The following is a 19734-nucleotide window of genomic DNA, read 5'->3' as shown; positions in this document are numbered from 1 at the left end:
GTATAATAGTTTTCATGAAAAAGATAATTATTACAGCTACAGCTGAAAGTATTGAACAGGTTCAAGCCCTTCTAGAAGTAGGTGTGGACCGTATTTATGTCGGAGAAAAGGAATTTGGATTACGACTTCCTCACACTTTCTCGTATGACGAATTAAGTCGAATTTCTGATCTAGTCCATGCGGCAGGTAAGGAAATGACAGTGGCTGTCAATGCCTTGATGCACCAAGACATGATGGATCGTATCAAACCATTTTTAGATTTCCTTGCTTCGATTAACGTCGATTATATCACGGTAGGAGATGCAGGCGTCTTTTATGTATTGAAGCGGGATGGCTACAGCTTTAAAACCATTTATGATGCTTCAACTATGGTGACAAGTAGCCGTCAGATTAATTTCTGGGGACAAAAGGCTGGTGCTTCAGAAGCTGTTCTTGCTCGAGAAATCCCATCTGCAGAGCTTTTCAAGATGCCAGAAATCTTAGAGATTCCTGCTGAGGTATTGGTTTATGGGGCTAGTGTGATTCACCATTCCAAACGCCCTCTTTTGCAGAATTACTACAATTTTACGCACATCGATGACGAAAAGACGAGAGAGCGCGATCTCTTTTTGGCAGAACCAGGAGATCCAGAAAGCCACTATTCTATCTTTGAGGACAAGCATGGAACTCATATTTTTGCCAATAATGACCTGGATTTGATGACCAAACTCTCTGAGTTAGTCGAGCATGATTTCACCCACTGGAAGTTAGAGGGGATTTATACACCTGGTCAAAACTTTGTGGAAATTGCCAAGTGTTTTGTGAAAGCGCGTGAGCTTCTAGAAGCTGGGACTTTCACATCTGATCAAGCCTTCTTATTGGATGAACAGATTCACCAATTGCATCCTAAGAATCGTTTCCTTGACACTGGATTTTATGATTACGATCCAGACATGGTTAAATAAAGGAGAAAAGCCTGCCAAGAGTGCGGGCCTTCCTTTTTGGTGATGGTAAAGAATGAGAATTGTCAAAACAATTCCCAAACCATTGCCTTTCGACTGGATTTGCTATAAAATAGACAAGATTGATAATCTAACTAATATACTTGTAATATACTAGGAGATATGATGACAAAACAATTGAAACGTCCTGAGGTTCTATCACCTGCGGGAACACTTGAGAAACTAAAGGTTGCTGTGCGCTATGGTGCGGATGCAGTCTTCATCGGTGGTCAGGCCTATGGTCTTCGTAGCCGTGCAGGAAACTTCACCTTTGAGCAAATGGAAGAAGGTGTCCAATTTGCGGCCAAGTATGGAGCCAAGGTCTATGTTGCAGCCAATATGGTCATGCATGAAGGAAATGAAGTTGGAGCTGGTGAATGGTTCCGTCGCTTACGGGATATCGGAATCGCAGCGGTCATTGTATCAGACCCTGCCCTGATTACCATCGCAGCGACAGAAGCACCTGGTTTGGAAATTCACCTCTCTACCCAAGCTAGTGCCACCAACTATGAAACTCTAGAGTTTTGGAAAGACTTGGGCTTGACACGGGTCGTTTTGGCTCGGGAAGTTTCGATGGAAGAACTAGCGGAAATTCGTAAGCGGACGGACGTTGAGATTGAAGCCTTTGTTCACGGAGCAATGTGTATTTCCTACTCTGGCCGTTGTACCTTGTCCAATCATATGAGTATGCGGGATGCCAACCGTGGAGGATGTTCCCAATCTTGTCGTTGGAAGTACGATCTCTACGATATGCCATTTGGCCAAGAACGTAAGAGTCTCAAAGGGGAAATCCCTGAAGAATTCTCGATGTCAGCTGTGGATATGTCGATGATTGACCATATCCCTGATATGATTGAAAATGGAGTGGACAGTCTCAAGATTGAAGGTCGGATGAAGTCCATTCACTATGTCTCTACCGTAACGAACTGCTACAAGGCAGCTGTTGATGCTTATTTGGAAAGTCCTGAGAAGTTTGAAGCGATTAAGCAAGATCTAGTAGATGAAATGTGGAAGGTAGCCCAACGTGAGTTGGCTACAGGATTCTATTACGGAACACCATCTGAAAATGAGCAACTGTTTGGGGCTCGTCGGAAGATTCCAGAGTACAAGTTTGTCGGAGAAGTGGTAGCCTATGATGTGGACAAGCAAATTGCGACCATTCGACAACGGAATGTCATCAATGAAGGAGACCAAGTAGAATTTTACGGACCTGGGTTCCGTCATTTTGAAACAGTCATTGAAGATTTGCATGATGCCAAGGGCAATAAAATTGATCGGGCTCCAAATCCGATGGAGTTATTGACCATTCATATGCCAACACCAGTTGAACCAGGTGATATGATCCGTGCACTCAAAGAGGGCTTGATCAACCTCTATAAAGAAGATGGAACTAGCCAAACAGTTCGTGCCTAAAACGTAAAAAAAACACCGCATGCTTCCCAAGCTTGGAAGTTTACGGTGTTTTTTGTTGTGCGATTCGAATCGTATGTGGAACGAGACTAATCTTTTGAATGTCTGAAATTCGAATGATAGTTGACATACTCTTTTTAAAATTCTTGACAATGAGTTGTTTTCGTTCCTGATCATATTTCACGATATCGCCTGTAAAACTCTTATTTTGGAAGATGACATGGACTCCTTGTTTTTTTCGAAGGGCCAGTTCAATAATTTGAATCGTTTTACCATCCTCTAAAGGAGCTGGTTGAGAGGTTTTATCGTTGAAAAATTCATTGGCTCGGTCCTTGAGAAGCTCAAGAAATCTTTTCATAGCATAATTCTCCATAAGTTGATACAATATATTATAGAAAATTTCATTCATTTTGTAAAATTTTTTACGAATTATTAAGGTGAAAGACATTGAAAGGAGTATTAAATGGCAGATTTTAGTTTTGAAATTGAAGAACAACTCTTGGTCTTATCTGAAAATGAAAAAGGATGGACCAAGGAGTTAAACCGGGTTAGCTTTAATGGAGCACCTGCCAAGTATGATATCCGAACTTGGAGCCCAGACCATACGAAGATGGGCAAGGGGATCACGCTCACCAATGAAGAATTCCAAGTTCTGCTAGATGCATTTAAACAGTAATAGGCTGAGTAAGAAAGAGAGTGGGACAGAAATCAGTAATTCATTAGAATTCGATTTCGTCGTCCCAACTCCGCATAGTTGAGTAGGGTTGTAAAAGCTGATGAAATCAGCGTGGTAGAGCCCCCTCAACCACTGCGTCTTGCTCGATAATCCATAGACAATTGAGAGACTAGGACTTTTGTCCCAGCCTCTTTTTTGCTGCTTTCTATAATTATAGTTTGAAACTATATCCCATTCAAGAAAACAAGATTAACGCAAATCATTGTGGATGATGGGATAGACTGTTATAATAACCTTATTCGTTTATCTCATGTAGCACTTATAGGAAAGGAATCCATATGTCAGATTTATTAAGTATTTATAAAGAATTGCAAGCTAAAAAATGGGTGGACTTGAGTCACCAAATTAATGCAGAAAGTCCACACTTCCCAGCTCTTCCTGCCTTGCAACAAGAAGACCTCTTCACATTAAAAGATGGCTTCCATGTTCAAAAATTTACAGTGGTTGGTCAATACGGAACGCATATTGATGCACCAATTCACTTTGTTGAAGGTGGTCGTTGGTTGGATGAGATTGACCTCAAAGATCTCCTCTTGCCACTCTATGTTATCGACAAGTCTAAAGAAGTTGCAGCCAATCCAAACTTTATCTTGAGCAAACAAGATATTTTGGATTTTGAAGCTGAACATGGACAAATTGCTGAGGGTGCTTTTGTTGCCTTCCGTAGTGATTGGTCAAAACGTTGGCCAGATCAAGATGCTATGCGTAATCTGGATGAAAATGGGGTTCAACAAAGTCCAGGATGGAGCCGTGAAGCCTTGGAATTCTTGATTCATGAACGCCATGTCAAGGCTGTGGGCCATGAAACCTTCGACACAGATGCTGGTATTCCAGCAGCAGAGCATGGCTTGGTCAATGAATACTACCTTTTGGAGCAAAATATCTACCAAGTAGAAGTCTTGAACCACTTGGATCAAGTGCCAGCCGTAGGTGCCTTGATTTCAATTGCCTTCCCTCACTGGGACAAGGCAACTGGTTCACCTGTCCGTGCCATTGCTATCTTGCCTTAAAAAAACAGAGCCTGAAGCGAATCTTCAGGCTCTTTTATATGGATGTTGAAATCTATTTTTGAATCTGATGGTTATCTTATCAAACCTTGTTATCTTACAAAAATGTAAGGAAAGAGAGTTAAAATGAAAGATTAGACTATGGTAGCTCCAATGATGATCCATTAAAATTTAAACAGAAGAAAAAGGCTTGTCAGACAAACCTTTTCTAATGTTAGCGCATGGTAACGAATTCTTCGGATCCAGTTGGATGAATAGCGACGGTCGCATCGAAATCAGCTTTTGTCGCTCCCATCTTGATAGCAACGGCAAATCCTTGGATCATTTCATCTACCCCATACCCAAGACCATGGAGACCGACAACGGTTTCTTCCGGTCCTGCAGTGATGAGTTTAAATTTAGCCAACTGACGATGCTGGGTCACAGCTGAATACATAGAGGCGAAACTTGAAGTATAGACCTTGATAGCTTCTTTTCCATATTGTTTTTCGGCTTCTTCTTGAGTGAGACCGACTGTACCAATAGCGGGATGGGAAAAGATAACGGTCGGAATGGTTGCGTAGTCCATTTTAGCATCGGTTTTTCCATTAAAGAGACGTTCGGATAGGGTACGCCCTGCCTTGATAGCGACAGGAGTTAATTCTTTTTCGCCCGTGACATCTCCAAGAGCATAGATGCCAGGAACAACCGTATTCTGGTATTCATCCACTGCAATGAATCCTTTTTCATTTAAGGTGACGCCTGCAGCTTCTAGATCGAGGTCTTGGACGTTTGGTTTTCGGCCGGTTGCCCAGATGACATGATCAGCGACAAAAGATGATTGATCTTCGAAATAGACTCGGACTTGACCATTTTCTTCCTTCGTGAGTCGGACAGGAACCTTGTGAGGATGGAGAGGCAATCCTTGTTTATCCATCTCCTCCATTAAGCCATCGACAATGTATGAATCAAACTTTCTTAAAGGACGATCACCTCGAACGAAGAGGTCTGTCTTAACACCAAGGGCATGTAGCACACCGGCTAGTTCTACCGCAATGTAGCCAGCGCCAATAATGGCAACTGATTTTGGTAGTTCTTCCCAAGCAAAGACATCATCAGAGGTTTCTCCTAGGTCTGCTCCAGGTAGATCTGGGATGTAAGCATGAGCCCCTGTAGCGATCACAATGTGTTTAGCCTTGATGGTTTCCCCGTTGACTTCGACTGTATGGGCGTCGACAAAGCGAGCGCGACCTTGGATATACTCCACACCATTTCGTTTAAAACTGCCATCATAAGAAGAACGAGCCCGATCAATATAAGCTTCGCGATTTTTTCTTAAGGTCGCAAAATCAAAATTGGTCTGTTCAGAAGTAAACCCATAATCTGGACCGTAATCACGAATGGCTTCAGCAATTTGGGCGCCATACCACATAATTTTTTTAGGGACACATCCTTTGTTGACACAGGTCCCACCTAGTTGCTTTTCTTCAATAACAGCAGCTCGGGCTCCATGTTCTCCAGCTCGGTTCATGGTAGCAATCCCTCCGCTACCTCCACCAATGGAGATAATATCAAATTCTTTCATGGTTAGTACTCCTTTGTTGATTTACACTTTCATTGTAACAACAAAGGTTACAAAAATCAAGAAATTGCCATCGTTGAATAGGAGGAGAAAACAAGATAGCAAAAAAAACGTGCAAAACAGATGATTCTGAATTGAAAAATGAGGAAATATGATATACTAAACTTATAATTTGAAACGCTTTCGAATATTGGAGGAAAGAAATGAAAAAATTTAAAAAATGGCAAATTATTACAGCGACTGGTGCTGCTATAGCAGTTGTAGGAATGGGGAGCTGGCTTGCTTTTGGAAAATCAGGTAGTGGCCCTGAAGAAATGGTCGATATGACACCTATGGTACAAACTGTGAAAGAAGGTTCGATTGCTTCCTCTGTTTTATTGACAGGTAAGGTCACAGCCAATCAAGAACAATATATTTATTTTGACGGAACCAAAGGAGATTTGCAATCCATCCTAGTGAATGTCGGGGATCAAGTAACCGCTGGCCAAGCTATTGTTCAATATAGTAGTACAGAAGCGCAAACTGCCTATGACGCGGCAGTACGTGCGGTCAATAAGGCAGATCGTCAATTGAACGATCTCATGACCAATGGAGTTACCATTGATACAACAGGGGATGAGGAAGCAGATAGCAAATCAGCCTCTCAAGCCCAACGTTCTTTGGACACACAAGTGGGTGATTTGCGCGATGCCCGTGCGGATGCTGTAGCCAATATGGAAAAAGCTAAAGCTTTGTTGGATGCTACAACCGTAAAAAGTAGTACAGATGGAACGGTTGTAGAAGTCAATAAAGATGTCTCCAAATCAACAACCGGAACCAACCAAACCCTTGTTCATATTGTCAGCAACGGTAACCTTCAAGTAAAAGGTGAGTTGTCTGAGTACAATCTAGCCAACATTTCAGTTGGTCAGGAAGTGACCTTAACCTCTAAGGTCTATCCTGGGAAAAAATGGACTGGAAAGATTAGCTACGTTGCCAATTATCCGACAGAAGCTGGTCAGGCTGGTGCAAATGCCGCAGGTTCTGGACAAGGAACAGGGGGAGCTAAATATCCGTTTACGGTAGAGATTACCAGTGAGATTGGTGATTTGAAACAAGGTTTCTCTGTCAATATTGAAGTAAAAAGTTCAACCATCCATCCTTTGGTTCCTGTGACAAGTGTCTTATCAGACGGCGATCAAAGCTATGTTTGGACGATTGAAGCTGGCAAGGCTAAAAAAGTCAATGTTACCTTAGGAAATGCAGATGCAGAAAATCAAGAAATCTTATCTGGTTTGAACAAGGATGCTCAAGTCATCACCAACCCTTCTGGCGATTTGGAAGATGGGAAAGAGGTCGGAAAATATGACAAAATTGATTGAGCTGAAAAACATCAATAAAAGTTATCAAAATGGCGATCAAACCCTACAGGTATTAAAGGATATCCATTTAGATGTGGAAGAAGGGGAATTTCTAGCTATCATGGGACCTTCCGGGTCTGGGAAATCTACCCTAATGAACATCATTGGTCTTCTGGATCGTCCGACCAGCGGTGAGTATAGGCTAGAGGGGGAAGAAGTAGGAAATCTTAGTGAGAAGAAATTAGCCCAGGTTCGCAATGAGCAAATAGGCTTTGTCTTCCAACAATTCTTTCTTCTATCGAAACTCAATGCTTTTCAAAATGTCGAGCTTCCCTTGATTTATGCAGGAGTGAATCCTTCTAAACGAAAGGAATTAGCTGAACAATTTTTAAAGAAAGTTGAGCTAGATACGCGGATGCACCACCTTCCTTCGGAACTGTCCGGAGGGCAAAAACAACGGGTGGCCATCGCGCGTGCTTTGGTCAATCATCCTTCTATTATCTTAGCGGATGAACCAACAGGAGCTCTCGACTCCAAGACCGGCGATCAGATTATGGAGCTTTTGACAGCCCTCAATCAAGAAGGCAAAACCATTATCATGGTGACCCACGAAACGGAGATTGCTGCCTATGCCAAACGTCAGATTGTCATTCGAGATGGAGTGATTTCTTCGGATAGCCGCAACGAAAGGAGGGCCTGATGCAGAACTGGAAATTCGCTATTAGTTCCATTATGGGACATAAAATGAGATCGTTCTTAACCATGGTAGGGATTATCATCGGGGTTGCCTCAGTCGTTGTCATCATGGCTCTCGGAGATGGGATGAAAGCGGGAGTGACTAAGACCTTTACCAAGGATCAACAATATGTTCAGATTTCTTATTCCGCCCGAAAGAGTGGCTACATGACTGGTTTTAATCTTGGACCAGAACCTGTCTCAGAAGAAGGTGGTGGTGAAGGCGGTGTTGCTAGTGAAGGAGACCAAGGAATGTCACCGCCAGCTGGCTATGGAGAGGAAAGTAGCGAGGACGTTGACAATCCAATCCTTGAAACACCACCCGTTGTTCAAGAAGAATGGGTCAAAGAATTGACCAAGATTCCTGGTATTGATGGCTACTATGTTGGTAATACAGCTAATGCCACTATCTCCTATCAAAAGAAAAAATCTGAAGGGGTCAATATCATGGGAGTCAATGATACTTATTTCTCAGTAAGAAAATTTGAATTGGTTTCAGGAAGAAAACTAAATCCTTCAGATTATCAGAGTTTCTCACGGGTCATCATGTTGGATGAAGGCTTAGCTTCGACCTTGTTTGGAACGGAAAGTGCCCTCAACCAAGTGGTTGCTGTCGGAGACAACAACTATCGGGTGGTAGGGATCTTCAAGGATCCAAATGCTGGATCTGCATTATATGGGGTTTCTTCTGGAGGAAGTGCCTTGATGGCTAATACCCAAGTAGCTTCAGAATTTGGAACAGAAGAAATTTCTACTATTGTGGTGCATATCCCGGATGTCAAACAGATTAAACCAACTGGGATCGAAGCGGCGAAAAAGTTAACCGAGTTGTCGGGAGTTCGCCAAGGAGAGTTCCAAATCTTTAACATGGATAGTATCTTGGAGCAGACCAATCAAATGCTCAGTATTATGACAACAGTCATTGGTGCGATTGCAGGAATTTCCCTTCTCGTTGGTGGGATTGGGGTCATGAATATCATGTTGGTATCTGTGACTGAGCGGACACGTGAAATCGGTCTGAGAAAAGCTCTTGGAGCTACTCGTGGAAAAATCTTGATTCAATTCCTCATCGAATCCATGGTCTTGACCATGATGGGAGGAATTCTCGGTCTGGGATTGGCCTATGGTGTCAATGCCCTCATCGCCACAGCTGCCGCAGGTTCTCTAGAAGGACCACCAGTCGTCTCCATGTCGGTGGCTATCGGAAGTATCATCTTCTCAGCTTGCGTTGGAATTGTCTTCGGTATCCTACCAGCAAGCAAGGCATCAAAACTCGATCCGATTGAAGCTCTTCGCTATGAATAAGGATGGATGCCCTACATGCTTGACTCGGATGAAGTAGAATTTGATTATGAATGAATGGAATGTGATGGAAAAGGGAGAAGGAACCCTTTCCTTCCATTCCTTTTTTCATTTTTCCTGCTCAAGAATAGTGTATTTCCCCGTCAAATATGATAAAATAGGGGAGAATAACTTAGGAGGTTCCAAATGACTACTGAACATATGGAAGAATTAAATGACCAGCAGATTGTCCGTCGCGAAAAGATGGCGGCCCTTCGTGAACAAGGAATCGACCCATTTGGAAAGCGATTCGAACGAACTGCAGATTCTGGTCAATTGAAAGAAAAATATTCAGAATTAGATAAAGAACAACTTCATGATTTGAACGAAACGGCCATTATTGCGGGTCGTCTTGTAACCAAACGTGGGAAAGGGAAGGTTGGCTTTGCCCACCTTCAAGACCGTGAAGGTCAAATCCAAATTTACGTTCGGAAAGATGCGGTCGGTGAAGAAAATTATGAAATTTTTAAAAAGGCTGACCTTGGAGATTTCCTTGGGGTAGAAGGTGAAGTGATGCGGACAGACATGGGTGAACTTTCCATCAAAGCTACTCACATCACCCATTTGTCTAAAGCCCTTCGTCCCTTGCCTGAAAAATTCCATGGCTTGTCTGATGTGGAAACCATCTACCGCAAACGCTACTTGGATTTGATTTCGAACCGTGAAAGCTTTAACCGCTTTGTAACCCGTTCGAAAATCATCTCAGAAATCCGTCGTTACTTAGATGGTCAAGGCTTCCTTGAAGTAGAAACACCTGTTCTTCACAATGAAGCTGGTGGAGCATCTGCGCGTCCGTTTATCACTCACCACAATGCCCAAAACATTGACATGGTCCTTCGTATCGCGACCGAGCTTCACTTGAAACGTTTGATCGTTGGTGGAATGGAGCGCGTCTATGAAATCGGACGTATCTTCCGTAACGAAGGAATGGATGCTACTCATAACCCTGAATTCACCTCCATCGAAGTCTACCAAGCCTATGCTGACTACCAAGATATTATGGACTTGACGGAAGGGATTATCCAACACGCTGCGAAAGCCATTCATGGGGATGGTCCTGTTAACTACCAAGGAACTGAAATCAAGATCAATGAACCATTCAAGCGTGTCCACATGGTGGATGCAATCAAGGAAATTGCTGGTGTTGACTTCTGGCAGGAAATGAGCTTTGAAGAAGCAGTAGCCCTTGCTAAAGAAAAACATGTGCCAGTTGAAAAACACTACACTGAAGTGGGGCATATTATCAATGCCTTCTTCGAGGAATATGTAGAAGAAACCTTGACACAACCAACCTTTGTCTATGGACACCCTGTAGCTGTATCTCCATTGGCTAAGAAGAATGACGAGGATCCTCGTTTCACGGACCGTTTTGAGCTCTTCATCATGACCAAGGAATATGCTAATGCCTTTACAGAATTGAACGATCCAATCGACCAATTGGAACGTTTCGAAGCGCAGGCACGTGCCAAAGAATTGGGAGACGACGAAGCAACTGGAATTGACTACGATTATGTAGAAGCTCTTGAATATGGTATGCCACCAACAGGAGGATTGGGAATCGGTATCGACCGTCTCTGCATGCTCCTTACTGATACGACTACTATCCGTGACGTATTGCTCTTCCCAACAATGAAATAAGCTAAAAGAAAACACTGATCACAAGATCAGTGTTTTTTAGTCTTTTAAATAAGAAGTATCATTCCAAGTTTCTAAGTAAAAGTGCTCAAAATCATCTGTTGTCAAAATGGTCACACTAGCATTGTTGAGGCCACCGTTTTTACGGAGTTCCTCTGTTTTATAGCCAAGTAGGCTCCGAATAGAAGCGGTTAAATTAGCCCCATGGCCAACGATTAGAATGGCCTCGCCAGACTTGTCTTTTAAACTTTTGATAAAATTTCCGGTCCGTTGGGTGGTTTCTTCAACGGATTCTGCTCCGAAAATATCGTAGTGAAACTCAGCTAAATTATGACGAAAGGCCTTCATTTCCTCCGGATAGAGAGCCTTCAACTCCACAATTTTTCTACCTTCTAAGCTACCAAGCCGCCATTCCCGTAGAGCAGGAGTCTCTTGGAGGGAGATAGGATGTTGATTTTGCTCGAGAATGATTTGAGCAGTATGGACAGCTCTAGGCAAGTCACTTGAATAAGCTGCATCAAAGTATGTTTGAGATAAATGCTGGCCCAAGGCTTTTAACTGTTGGATGGAAGATTCTAAAAGCGGAGAGTCACCATTTGCCCCTTGGATACGTCCCTCTTCATTCCACTCGGTACGTCCGTGACGGACAAAATATAATTTCATATTGGTTTTATCCTTTACTCGACTAAGTCTTCGAAGCTAGCCTTGACAAAATCAGCTAAATCTTGCGCCTTGATTTGAATACTGTGCCCAACTTCACCTGCAGAAACAATCATCTGATCAAGTTCCAGGGCAGACTGGTCAATAAAAATAGGGTAGTTGTGTTTTTGTCGAATGCCAACAGGATTATTGGCACCGTGGACATAGCCTGTTGTCTTTTCCAAGTCTTTTTGCGGAATCATACTAACTTTTTTATTTCCAGATAGTTTAGCCAATTTTTTTTCGGATAAGTGGGCAGAGATGGGAACAATCCCAATGACAGGACCAGTTTTATCACCTGTTAGAGCCAGTGTCTTATAGATTTGATCAGTCGTAATCCCTTCTGGGATGATTCCCTCAAGAGCATTGATTTGCAATCCTGTATGGTCGATTTTTGCTTTCTGCAGTATTTGTTCAACCAATGTTTTTTTTACTTTTTGTTTTTTTGCCATCTCACTCTTCTCTTTCTCTTAATTTCCTAACATTATATCATACTATTTGAGTTTCCGTTCAAGAGAAAAAGAGGCAGTTGCCTCTTTTAATTCTTTTCTACAGTAAATAGTTTTCGGTAGATTTTTTCTCGATTTTGTGTAGGAGCGATCTGGTTCAAGTCCAAGTAGTGGGTGAAACCATTCAATTGTCCCTGAGAGGTGTACTGATGAAGATCATACTCGTCATCAGTAGATGGTGCTGCATTGTAGTAGCCGTCATCATGACCATAAGTTGGAATCCAGAGGGCGGTAAATTTATCAGTGGAGATACTATGTTCTTCCATGAAATAGGTCCCGATATAGATTCCGATATTTTTGACTCCCAATGATTCTAGCTTGGCACGGAAGGCCTCCACGCCAGCGTTCATATCACCCATCGTTTTTTCTTCCACATCCAGCCAATAATAGGTTGGTTTGTATTTTTTGGATGCCTGATAGAACTCTTCTGCTTCCTTTTCCATTTCTTTTTTGTCCTTGGCAGCTACGTAAGCATATACCGCAACTGGAATATTTCGTTTTTGAAACTCTTTAATATGAGTTTCGTATGATTTGTCTATTCCATTTAAATAAGTCGCGGCATTTTCTTTTTTAGCTTGAGCTCCACTATGAACTCGAACAATGACTCCGGAAACATTTTGTGCTAAGAGATCATAATCAATCTCGCTTGGCAATTGCCAACCAGAGATATCGATAATTGGTCGATTCAAAAATTCTTGATCTAATTCTTCAACTGAGTCAGAAGAAGAGGAAGATGGGATTTTTGTTTGATTGGTGTTCTTTGCCTCTTGTAGGGTCTTGTTTTTAGCAAGTTGATTTCTTTGGATATCTGCTACTGTTTTAGAAATTACCAAAAAGGAAAAGATACTTGCGAAAAAGACAAAGAGGACAATTGGTTTAATCCTTTTTCTCATACAGAATCATTTTACCGTAAAAGACGGAAAAAGGCAAAACAAAGGGCCTGAAAACAGGAAAAACAAGATGATATGATAGTGAATCAGAGGATCGATTTTCTTTGCTTCCTCACAATAGTTGGAGTAGAAATAAGAGTCAGACTGGTTTGTTTGATCATCTTTTGAAAGTGAAAACCGAATCTTATTTGGTCTTTCCTTTTTTTTACTATTGAAAGGTGATATAATGAAATTTGAAAATTAGAAGTATGGGTGTTACATGAAATTAGAAAAACGTCATTTTTTAAACTATTCGATCCTGATCCCTTACCTCCTTTTGTCAGTATTGGGATTGATAGTAGTCTACTCGACAACGAGTGCCTTAGCCATCCAAAAAGGGCTTAGTCCTTTCGGGATGATCAGAAGCCAGGGGATCTTTTTTGTTCTAAGTTTGATCACTATTCTGATTACCTATAAGGTGAAATTAAATGTCCTTAAGAAAAAGGGCTTCATCGGAATTTTCATTATAGCTGAGACGATCCTTCTTTTGCTATCGCGTTTCATCACAGATACGGTGAATGGTGCGCATGGATGGTTGAGTTTTGGAGGTTTCTCTATTCAGCCAGCTGAGTATTTGAAGATTATCATCGTCTGGTACTTGGCCTTGGTCTTCTCTAAAAAGCAAGAAGAAATTCAACGATATGATTACCAAGCGTTAACCCACAATCAATGGCTTCCTCGAGATTTGTCGGATTGGCGTTGGATGGTGCTCTTCCTGATTGCTATTGTGGTCATCATGCCAGACTTAGGAAATGCGACCATTCTTGCACTGACAACCTTAATTATGATTAGTGCAAGTGGGATAGCTTACCGCTGGTTTTCAAGCCTATTAGCCATACTAGTGGGAGGCTCAACCGTTCTTCTTTATTCCATTCAGCTAATTGGGGTAGAGCGTTTCTCTAAAATCCCTGTCTTTGGCTATGTAGCGAAACGTTTCAGTGCTTTTTACAACCCCTTTAATGATTTATCAGATTCGGGACACCAACTAGCCAATTCTTATTACGCCATGAGTAATGGGGGCTGGTTTGGCTTGGGACTTGGAAATTCGATTGAAAAGCAAGGGTATCTGCCAGAAGCTCATACAGACTTTGTCTTTTCAATCGTTATTGAAGAACTTGGTTTTGTGGGAGCTAGTCTCATCCTAGCCTTGTTGTTCTTCTTAATTTTGCGCATTATTCTTGTCGGGATTCGGGCAAGAGATCCATTTAATTCAATGATGGCGATTGGTATAGGAGGGATGCTCCTGACCCAAACCTTCATCAACATTGGTGGGATTTCTGGGCTGATTCCTTCGACAGGGGTGACCTTCCCCTTCCTTTCACAAGGAGGAAATAGTTTGTGGGTCTTATCCATTGCGATTGCCCTTGTCTTGAATATTGATGCGAGTGAAAAGCGCGCCCTAGCTACTCAAGAGGACCCTTCTTACGAGAAGCCTCAGAAAATTCAGAGCTACTACTAAATCGGAGTGAGTAAAGAAAGGAGTTATCATGACTTTACAAAAACTAGAGAGCTACACCAACAAAGAGATTATCAAAGAAGAAGCTGAGATTTTAACAACTATTTTAGAAGATATTGCTAAAAATTTGGTGAGTCCAGAAACCCTTGATAAGATTCTTGAATTGAAAAAACTATCTGTTTCAAAAGATTATTTAAAATTGGATCAAATTGTCAAAGAGCTATCAAATGAAGAGATGACTGTGATTTCTCGCTACTTTGCCATTCTTCCCTTGTTGATTAATATCTCTGAAGACGTCGATTTGGCTTTTGAAATCAATCATCAAAATAATGTGGGACAGGACTATCTTGGAAAGCTGTCGTCCACCATTCGCCAGGTGGCTGAGACTGAAAATGCTCAGGAAATCTTGGAACACCTCAATGTAGTACCGGTATTGACCGCTCATCCGACCCAAGTGCAACGGAAAACCATGTTGGACTTAACCACTCACATTCACAGTCTTTTACGCCAACACCGAGATGTAAAAGCTGGCTTGATGAACGAGACTAAATGGTACAATAATTTGCGTCGTAATATCGAAATTATGATGCAAACCGATATGATCCGTGAAAAGAAACTCAAGGTAACTAATGAGATTACCAACGTCATGGAATACTATAATAGTTCCTTCCTTCAGGCTGTTCCCAACTTAATGTTGGAATACAAACGTCTTGCCAAGGAGCAAGGGATTGAGTTGCAACAGCCCAAACCGATTACGATGGGAATGTGGATTGGTGGAGACCGGGATGGGAATCCTTTTGTAACCGCAGAGACCTTGAAGCGATCAGCTACGATTCAAAGTGAAGTCATTCTGAACTATTATATTCAGAAAATCTCTAGTCTTTATCGGAACTTCTCCCTCTCTACCAATCTTTCAAAAACCAGTCAAGCGGTTGAAGAGATGGCAGCCCGTTCCAGTGATACATCTGTCTTTAGAGAGAAGGAGCCCTACCGTCGGGCCTTCCATTATATTCAATCCAAGTTGGTCCAAACCTTGTTGAATATCAAGGGATGGTCTGTCGTTGGCTCAACAGTAGATGACCGTCATCCGGTTGAGCGTCTTCTCGGTGCTCACACCCATCAACAAGGAGTGGTTACCGATTATATCGGTACCCGAATCAGTGGTGCGATCCAAGAGTTGGCAGAAGATCGCCCTCCTTATTACGAAACAGTTGAAGAATTTAAACAGGATTTGACCCTTATTCAAGAGTCATTGATTGAAAATAAGGCAGAAGCTTTAATCTCAGGGGAGTTTGCTGAGTTATTAGAAGCAGTAGAAGTTTTTGGATTCTTCTTGGCTTCGATCGATATGCGTCAAGATTCGAGTGTCCATGAAGCTTGTGTTGCGGAACTTCTCAAAGAAGCTGGAATCAATGACCATTACAGTGATTTGTCAGAAGACGAAAAGTGCGAGTTGCTTTTACAAGAGTTGTTAGAAGATCCTCGTATTTTATCTGCTACCCATGCAGAAAAATCAGAATTGCTTGAAAAAGAATTAGATATTTTCCAAACAGCGCGTGAATTAAAAGACCGCTTAGGAGAAGATGTTATTCGCCAAACCATTATTTCTCATGCAACCAGTGTATCGGATATGCTTGAGTTGGCTATCATGTTGAAAGAAGTGGGACTGATTGACAAGGAAAGCGCACGTGTACAAATTGTTCCCCTCTTTGAGACGATCGAAGACTTGGATCAATCTGAAGATACAATGAGAAAGTATCTATCACTTCCAATTGCTAAACGCTGGATTGCTTCTAAGAATAACTACCAAGAAATTATGCTTGGTTATTCAGATAGTAACAAAGATGGTGGTTATCTATCTTCTTGTTGGACTCTTTATAAGGCCCAGCAACAATTAACAGCGATTGGTGACGAGTTTGGTGTGAAGATTACCTTCTTCCATGGCCGTGGTGGAACAGTTGGTCGTGGGGGCGGTCCAACCTATGAAGCCATCACCTCACAACCATTGAGATCCATTAATGACCGCATTCGTTTGACGGAGCAAGGTGAGGTCATTGGCAATAAATATGGGAACAAGGATGCAGCTTATTACAACTTGGAAATGTTGGTATCTGCAACGATTAACCGCATGATTGCTAAGCAGAAGAGTGAAAGGAGCATGTCCGATCAGTACAATGAGATAATGGACCAGATTGTCAATCGTAGCTACGATATTTATCGTGAACTGGTGTTTGGCAATGAGCATTTCTATGATTACTTCTTCGAATCCAGTCCGATTAAGGCTATTTCTAGTTTCAATATTGGTTCTCGTCCAGCAGCCCGAAAGACTATCAAAGAAATCGGTGGCTTGCGTGCCATTCCTTGGGTCTTCTCATGGTCACAGAGCCGGGTGATGTTCCCTGGTTGGTACGGTGTAGGGTCTAGCTTTAAAGAATTTATTGATGCAGATCCTGAAAACATTGAAACCTTGCGTTATATGTACCAAAAATGGCCATTCTTCAAGTCTCTTCTTTCAAACGTAGACATGGTGCTCTCAAAAGCCAATATGAACATTGCTTTTGAATACGCCAAGCTGTGTGAGGAAGAGGAGGTTCGTGACATCTTCAATATTATCCTGGACGAGTGGCAATTGACTAAGGATGTTATTTTACAGATTGAAGGTCATGATGAACTCTTAGCTGAGAACCCTTATCTAAAAGATAGTTTAGATTATCGTATGCCATACTTTAATGTTCTGAACTATATTCAATTAGAATTAATTAAACGCCAGAGACGTGGCGAATTGCCTACTGATCAGGACAAATTGATTCATATCACGATCAATGGTGTCGCGACAGGATTGCGTAATTCTGGTTAATCGTGAACCCTTAAAACCAATCTCGATTAAAGGGATTGGTTTTTTACTGGAATAAAGTGAAAATGATTGTGAAAAAACACGTAAAATAGGTCACAAAGAATGAAATATCTAGCTGTTTATTTCAAAAAAGAAGTGGAAAGGAGATTTCACAAACTTTCATTTGGATAAATTCCTTTAAGAAAAAAGAAATAAGAAAAAAAGCTAGTAAAACACTTGCAATTTAGACGAAATTTGATAAAATAGTAAGGAAAGTTAGACTGTATTGCCTACTGTCTATCTATAAAATATATTTTATTGGAGGCTTTTACTCAAATGGCAAAAGAAAAATACGATCGTAGTAAACCACACGTTAACATTGGTACTATCGGACACGTTGACCACGGTAAAACTACCCTAACTGCAGCTATCACAACTGTTTTGGCACGTCGCTTGCCTTCATCAGTTAACCAACCTAAAGACTATGCGTCTATCGATGCTGCTCCAGAAGAACGCGAACGCGGTATCACTATCAACACTGCGCACGTTGAGTACGAAACTGAAAAACGTCACTACGCTCACATCGACGCTCCAGGACACGCGGACTACGTTAAAAACATGATCACTGGTGCCGCTCAAATGGACGGAGCTATCCTTGTAGTAGCTTCAACTGACGGACCAATGCCACAAACTCGTGAGCACATCCTTCTTTCACGTCAGGTTGGTGTTAAACACTTGATCGTCTTCATGAACAAAGTTGACTTGGTTGACGATGAAGAATTGCTTGAGTTGGTTGAAATGGAAATCCGTGACCTTCTTTCAGAATACGATTTCCCAGGTGATGACCTTCCAGTTATCCAAGGTTCAGCTCTTAAAGCTCTTGAAGGTGATGCTAAATACGAAGACATCATCATGGACTTGATGAACACTGTTGATGAGTACATCCCAGAACCAGAACGCGATACTGACAAGCCATTGCTTCTTCCAGTCGAAGACGTATTCTCAATCACTGGACGTGGTACTGTAGCATCAGGACGTATCGACCGTGGTATCGTTAAAGTCAACGACGAAATCGAAATCGTTGGTATTAAAGAAGAAATCCAAAAAGCGGTTGTTACTGGTGTTGAAATGTTCCGTAAACAACTTGACGAAGGTCTTGCAGGGGACAACGTTGGTGTGCTTCTTCGTGGTATCCAACGTGATGAAATCGAACGTGGACAAGTTATCGCTAAACCAGGTTCAATCAACCCACACACTAAATTTAAAGGTGAAGTTTACATCCTTTCTAAAGAAGAAGGTGGACGTCATACTCCATTCTTCAACAACTACCGTCCACAGTTCTACTTCCGTACAACTGACGTAACTGGATCTATCGAACTTCCAGCAGGTACTGAAATGGTAATGCCTGGTGATAACGTGACTATCGACGTTGAGTTGATCCACCCAATCGCCGTTGAACAAGGTACTACATTCTCTATCCGTGAAGGTGGACGTACTGTTGGTTCAGGTATGGTTACTGAAATCGAAGCTTAATTCGATCTAGTTCCCAGATTAACAATTATATAGACAGACAGAAAACCCCGTGAAGACGGGGTTTTTATTGTTTTAAAAAGTAAAAGAGTTTGTGCAACCTTTCATTATCACGAAAATTATGGTAAAATAGGTTGTATAAAATTAGAAAAACGAGGTATGTGAAATGTCACGTAAACCATTTATTGCTGGTAACTGGAAAATGAACAAAAACCCAGAAGAAGCAAAAGCATTTGTTGAAGCAGTAGCATCAAGACTTCCTTCATCTGATCTTGTTGAAGCTGGGATTGCAGCTCCTGCACTTGACTTGACAACTGTTCTTGCTGCTGCTAAAGGTTCAAACCTTAAAGTTGCTGCTCAAAACTGTTACTTTGAAAACGCTGGTGCCTTCACTGGTGAAACTAGCCCACAAGTTTTGAAAGAAATCGGTACGGACTACGTGGTAATCGGTCACTCAGAACGTCGTGACTACTTCCACGAAACAGACGAAGACATCAACAAAAAAGCAAAAGCTATCTTTGCTAATGGTTTGCTTCCAATCATCTGTTGTGGTGAAAGTCTTGAAACTTACGAAGCTGGTAAAGCGGCTGAATTCGTAGGTGCTCAAGTATCTGCTGCTTTGGCTGGTTTGACTTCTGATCAAGTTGCTGCATCAGTTATCGCTTACGAGCCAATCTGGGCGATCGGTACTGGTAAATCAGCTTCACAAGACGACGCACAAAAAATGTGTAAAGTTGTTCGTGACGTTGTAGCTGCTGACTTCGGTCAAGAAGTAGCTGACAAAGTACGTGTTCAATACGGTGGTTCAGTGAAACCTGAAAACGTTGCTGAATACATGGCTTGTCCAGACGTTGATGGAGCTCTTGTTGGTGGTGCATCACTTGATCCAGAAAGCTTCTTGGCATTGTTGAACTTCGTAAACTAATCGAACAAGAATAAGACGAGAGATTTCTCGTCTTTTTCTTGTATTAAAAGAGAGTGGGACAGAAATCGGTAATTCGTTAGAATTCGATTTCGTTGTCCCACCTCCGCA

The 19734-nt window shown here is 41.8% G+C and carries 17 protein-coding genes; 12 read left to right on the top strand and 5 right to left on the bottom strand.

The window, feature by feature from the left end:
- The first annotated feature begins 14 nt into the window (after window positions 1-14).
- The gene (locus ADH49_RS03220) at window positions 15-944 is read left to right on the top strand and encodes a peptidase U32 family protein (RefSeq protein WP_048689487.1); all 930 of its coding nucleotides are present in this window, start codon (window positions 15-17) and stop codon (window positions 942-944) included.
- A 162-nt stretch (window positions 945-1106) separates the two neighbouring features.
- Window positions 1107-2393 (top strand): peptidase U32 family protein, encoded by a 1287-nt coding sequence (locus tag ADH49_RS03215; protein WP_048689484.1) that lies wholly within the window; start codon window positions 1107-1109, stop codon window positions 2391-2393.
- 40 nt (window positions 2394-2433) lie between these two features.
- Here ADH49_RS03215 and ADH49_RS03210 read toward each other — a convergent pair whose 3' ends face one another.
- Window positions 2434-2763, bottom strand: coding sequence for a hypothetical protein (locus ADH49_RS03210; protein WP_040803002.1), 330 nt, complete (start codon window positions 2761-2763; stop codon window positions 2434-2436).
- A gap of 90 nt (window positions 2764-2853) precedes the next feature.
- On the opposite strand from ADH49_RS03210, the gene ADH49_RS03205 reads away from it, so the two are divergent.
- Together ADH49_RS03205 and ADH49_RS03200 are read left to right on the top strand one after the other, a co-directional pair.
- Window positions 2854-3066: a YdbC family protein gene (locus ADH49_RS03205; protein ID WP_006597402.1), complete on the top strand. Its 213-nt coding sequence runs from the start codon at window positions 2854-2856 to the stop codon at window positions 3064-3066.
- A gap of 338 nt (window positions 3067-3404) precedes the next feature.
- The gene (locus ADH49_RS03200) at window positions 3405-4136 is read left to right on the top strand and encodes a cyclase family protein (protein WP_048689477.1); all 732 of its coding nucleotides are present in this window, start codon (window positions 3405-3407) and stop codon (window positions 4134-4136) included.
- Window positions 4137-4347: 211 nt separating this feature from the next.
- Here the strand turns inward: ADH49_RS03200 and gorA are convergent, their stop codons facing one another.
- A complete protein-coding gene (gene gorA / locus ADH49_RS03195) occupies window positions 4348-5697 on the bottom strand; it encodes a glutathione-disulfide reductase (protein WP_048689474.1) in 1350 nt (449 codons plus the stop codon).
- 200 nt (window positions 5698-5897) lie between these two features.
- Here gorA and ADH49_RS03190 point away from each other — a divergent pair, with 200 nt between their 5' ends.
- From ADH49_RS03190 to lysS, 4 genes are all read left to right on the top strand, one after another.
- Complete coding sequence (locus ADH49_RS03190; RefSeq protein ID WP_048689469.1) at window positions 5898-7055, top strand: efflux RND transporter periplasmic adaptor subunit; 1158 nt, start codon at window positions 5898-5900, stop codon at window positions 7053-7055.
- Window positions 7039-7734, top strand: coding sequence for an ABC transporter ATP-binding protein (locus ADH49_RS03185; protein ID WP_006595919.1), 696 nt, complete (start codon window positions 7039-7041; stop codon window positions 7732-7734). Before ADH49_RS03190 ends, ADH49_RS03185 begins: the two co-directional genes overlap by 17 nt.
- Entirely contained in the window at window positions 7734-9074 is a 1341-nt protein-coding gene (locus ADH49_RS03180; protein WP_048689466.1) for an ABC transporter permease, read from the top strand. Before ADH49_RS03185 ends, ADH49_RS03180 begins: the two co-directional genes overlap by 1 nt.
- Window positions 9075-9257: 183 nt before the next feature.
- Complete coding sequence (lysS, locus tag ADH49_RS03175) at window positions 9258-10748, top strand: lysine--tRNA ligase (protein WP_048689463.1); 1491 nt, start codon at window positions 9258-9260, stop codon at window positions 10746-10748.
- Between the two features lie 36 nt (window positions 10749-10784).
- Here the strand turns inward: lysS and ADH49_RS03170 are convergent, their stop codons facing one another.
- From ADH49_RS03170 to ADH49_RS03160, 3 genes are all read right to left on the bottom strand, one after another.
- Entirely contained in the window at window positions 10785-11408 is a 624-nt protein-coding gene (locus ADH49_RS03170; protein WP_048689460.1) for a histidine phosphatase family protein, read from the bottom strand.
- A gap of 14 nt (window positions 11409-11422) precedes the next feature.
- Window positions 11423-11896 carry an aminoacyl-tRNA deacylase gene (locus ADH49_RS03165; RefSeq protein WP_048689458.1) on the bottom strand — a complete coding sequence of 158 codons (474 nt, stop codon included), beginning with the start codon at window positions 11894-11896 and terminating at the stop codon, window positions 11423-11425.
- Between the two features lie 86 nt (window positions 11897-11982).
- Window positions 11983-12846, bottom strand: a complete 864-nt coding sequence (locus ADH49_RS03160) for a GH25 family lysozyme (RefSeq protein WP_048689456.1) — start codon at window positions 12844-12846, stop codon at window positions 11983-11985.
- 256 nt (window positions 12847-13102) lie between these two features.
- Here ADH49_RS03160 and ftsW point away from each other — a divergent pair, with 256 nt between their 5' ends.
- The 4 genes from ftsW to tpiA all read left to right on the top strand — a co-directional run bounded on the left by ftsW (window position 13103) and on the right by tpiA (window position 19626).
- Window positions 13103-14341, top strand: coding sequence for a cell division peptidoglycan polymerase FtsW (gene ftsW, locus ADH49_RS03155; RefSeq protein ID WP_048689453.1), 1239 nt, complete (start codon window positions 13103-13105; stop codon window positions 14339-14341).
- Window positions 14342-14369: 28 nt separating this feature from the next.
- Window positions 14370-17195 (top strand): phosphoenolpyruvate carboxylase, encoded by a 2826-nt coding sequence (gene ppc, locus ADH49_RS03150; protein WP_048689450.1) that lies wholly within the window; start codon window positions 14370-14372, stop codon window positions 17193-17195.
- 312 nt (window positions 17196-17507) lie between these two features.
- The gene (gene tuf / locus ADH49_RS03145; protein WP_048689446.1) at window positions 17508-18704 is read left to right on the top strand and encodes an elongation factor Tu; all 1197 of its coding nucleotides are present in this window, start codon (window positions 17508-17510) and stop codon (window positions 18702-18704) included.
- 163 nt (window positions 18705-18867) lie between these two features.
- Window positions 18868-19626 carry a triose-phosphate isomerase gene (tpiA, locus tag ADH49_RS03140; RefSeq protein ID WP_048689443.1) on the top strand — a complete coding sequence of 253 codons (759 nt, stop codon included), beginning with the start codon at window positions 18868-18870 and terminating at the stop codon, window positions 19624-19626.
- The last annotated feature ends 108 nt before the right edge of the window (window positions 19627-19734 follow it).

It is taken from the genome of Streptococcus sp. 400_SSPC, assembly GCF_001072745.1.
In the GTDB taxonomy this organism is placed as follows: Bacteria; Bacillota; Bacilli; order Lactobacillales; family Streptococcaceae; genus Streptococcus; species Streptococcus xiaochunlingii.
This window is presented reverse-complemented; position numbering and strand designations above follow the sequence as displayed.

What these genes read in the sequence shown, in the direction of transcription:
- ADH49_RS03220 (WP_048689487.1), top strand. Translation starts at nt 15, where the DNA reads ATGAAAAAGATAATTATTACAGCTACAGCTGAAAGTATTGAACAGGTT.
- ADH49_RS03215 (WP_048689484.1), top strand. Translation starts at nt 1,107, where the DNA reads ATGACAAAACAATTGAAACGTCCTGAGGTTCTATCACCTGCGGGAACA.
- ADH49_RS03210 (WP_040803002.1), bottom strand. Translation starts at nt 2,763, where the DNA reads ATGGAGAATTATGCTATGAAAAGATTTCTTGAGCTTCTCAAGGACCGA.
- ADH49_RS03205 (WP_006597402.1), top strand. Translation starts at nt 2,854, where the DNA reads ATGGCAGATTTTAGTTTTGAAATTGAAGAACAACTCTTGGTCTTATCT.
- ADH49_RS03200 (WP_048689477.1), top strand. Translation starts at nt 3,405, where the DNA reads ATGTCAGATTTATTAAGTATTTATAAAGAATTGCAAGCTAAAAAATGG.
- gorA (WP_048689474.1), bottom strand. Translation starts at nt 5,697, where the DNA reads ATGAAAGAATTTGATATTATCTCCATTGGTGGAGGTAGCGGAGGGATT.
- ADH49_RS03190 (WP_048689469.1), top strand. Translation starts at nt 5,898, where the DNA reads ATGAAAAAATTTAAAAAATGGCAAATTATTACAGCGACTGGTGCTGCT.
- ADH49_RS03185 (WP_006595919.1), top strand. Translation starts at nt 7,039, where the DNA reads ATGACAAAATTGATTGAGCTGAAAAACATCAATAAAAGTTATCAAAAT.
- ADH49_RS03180 (WP_048689466.1), top strand. Translation starts at nt 7,734, where the DNA reads ATGCAGAACTGGAAATTCGCTATTAGTTCCATTATGGGACATAAAATG.
- lysS (WP_048689463.1), top strand. Translation starts at nt 9,258, where the DNA reads ATGACTACTGAACATATGGAAGAATTAAATGACCAGCAGATTGTCCGT.
- ADH49_RS03170 (WP_048689460.1), bottom strand. Translation starts at nt 11,408, where the DNA reads ATGAAATTATATTTTGTCCGTCACGGACGTACCGAGTGGAATGAAGAG.
- ADH49_RS03165 (WP_048689458.1), bottom strand. Translation starts at nt 11,896, where the DNA reads ATGGCAAAAAAACAAAAAGTAAAAAAAACATTGGTTGAACAAATACTG.
- ADH49_RS03160 (WP_048689456.1), bottom strand. Translation starts at nt 12,846, where the DNA reads ATGAGAAAAAGGATTAAACCAATTGTCCTCTTTGTCTTTTTCGCAAGT.
- ftsW (WP_048689453.1), top strand. Translation starts at nt 13,103, where the DNA reads ATGAAATTAGAAAAACGTCATTTTTTAAACTATTCGATCCTGATCCCT.
- ppc (WP_048689450.1), top strand. Translation starts at nt 14,370, where the DNA reads ATGACTTTACAAAAACTAGAGAGCTACACCAACAAAGAGATTATCAAA.
- tuf (WP_048689446.1), top strand. Translation starts at nt 17,508, where the DNA reads ATGGCAAAAGAAAAATACGATCGTAGTAAACCACACGTTAACATTGGT.
- tpiA (WP_048689443.1), top strand. Translation starts at nt 18,868, where the DNA reads ATGTCACGTAAACCATTTATTGCTGGTAACTGGAAAATGAACAAAAAC.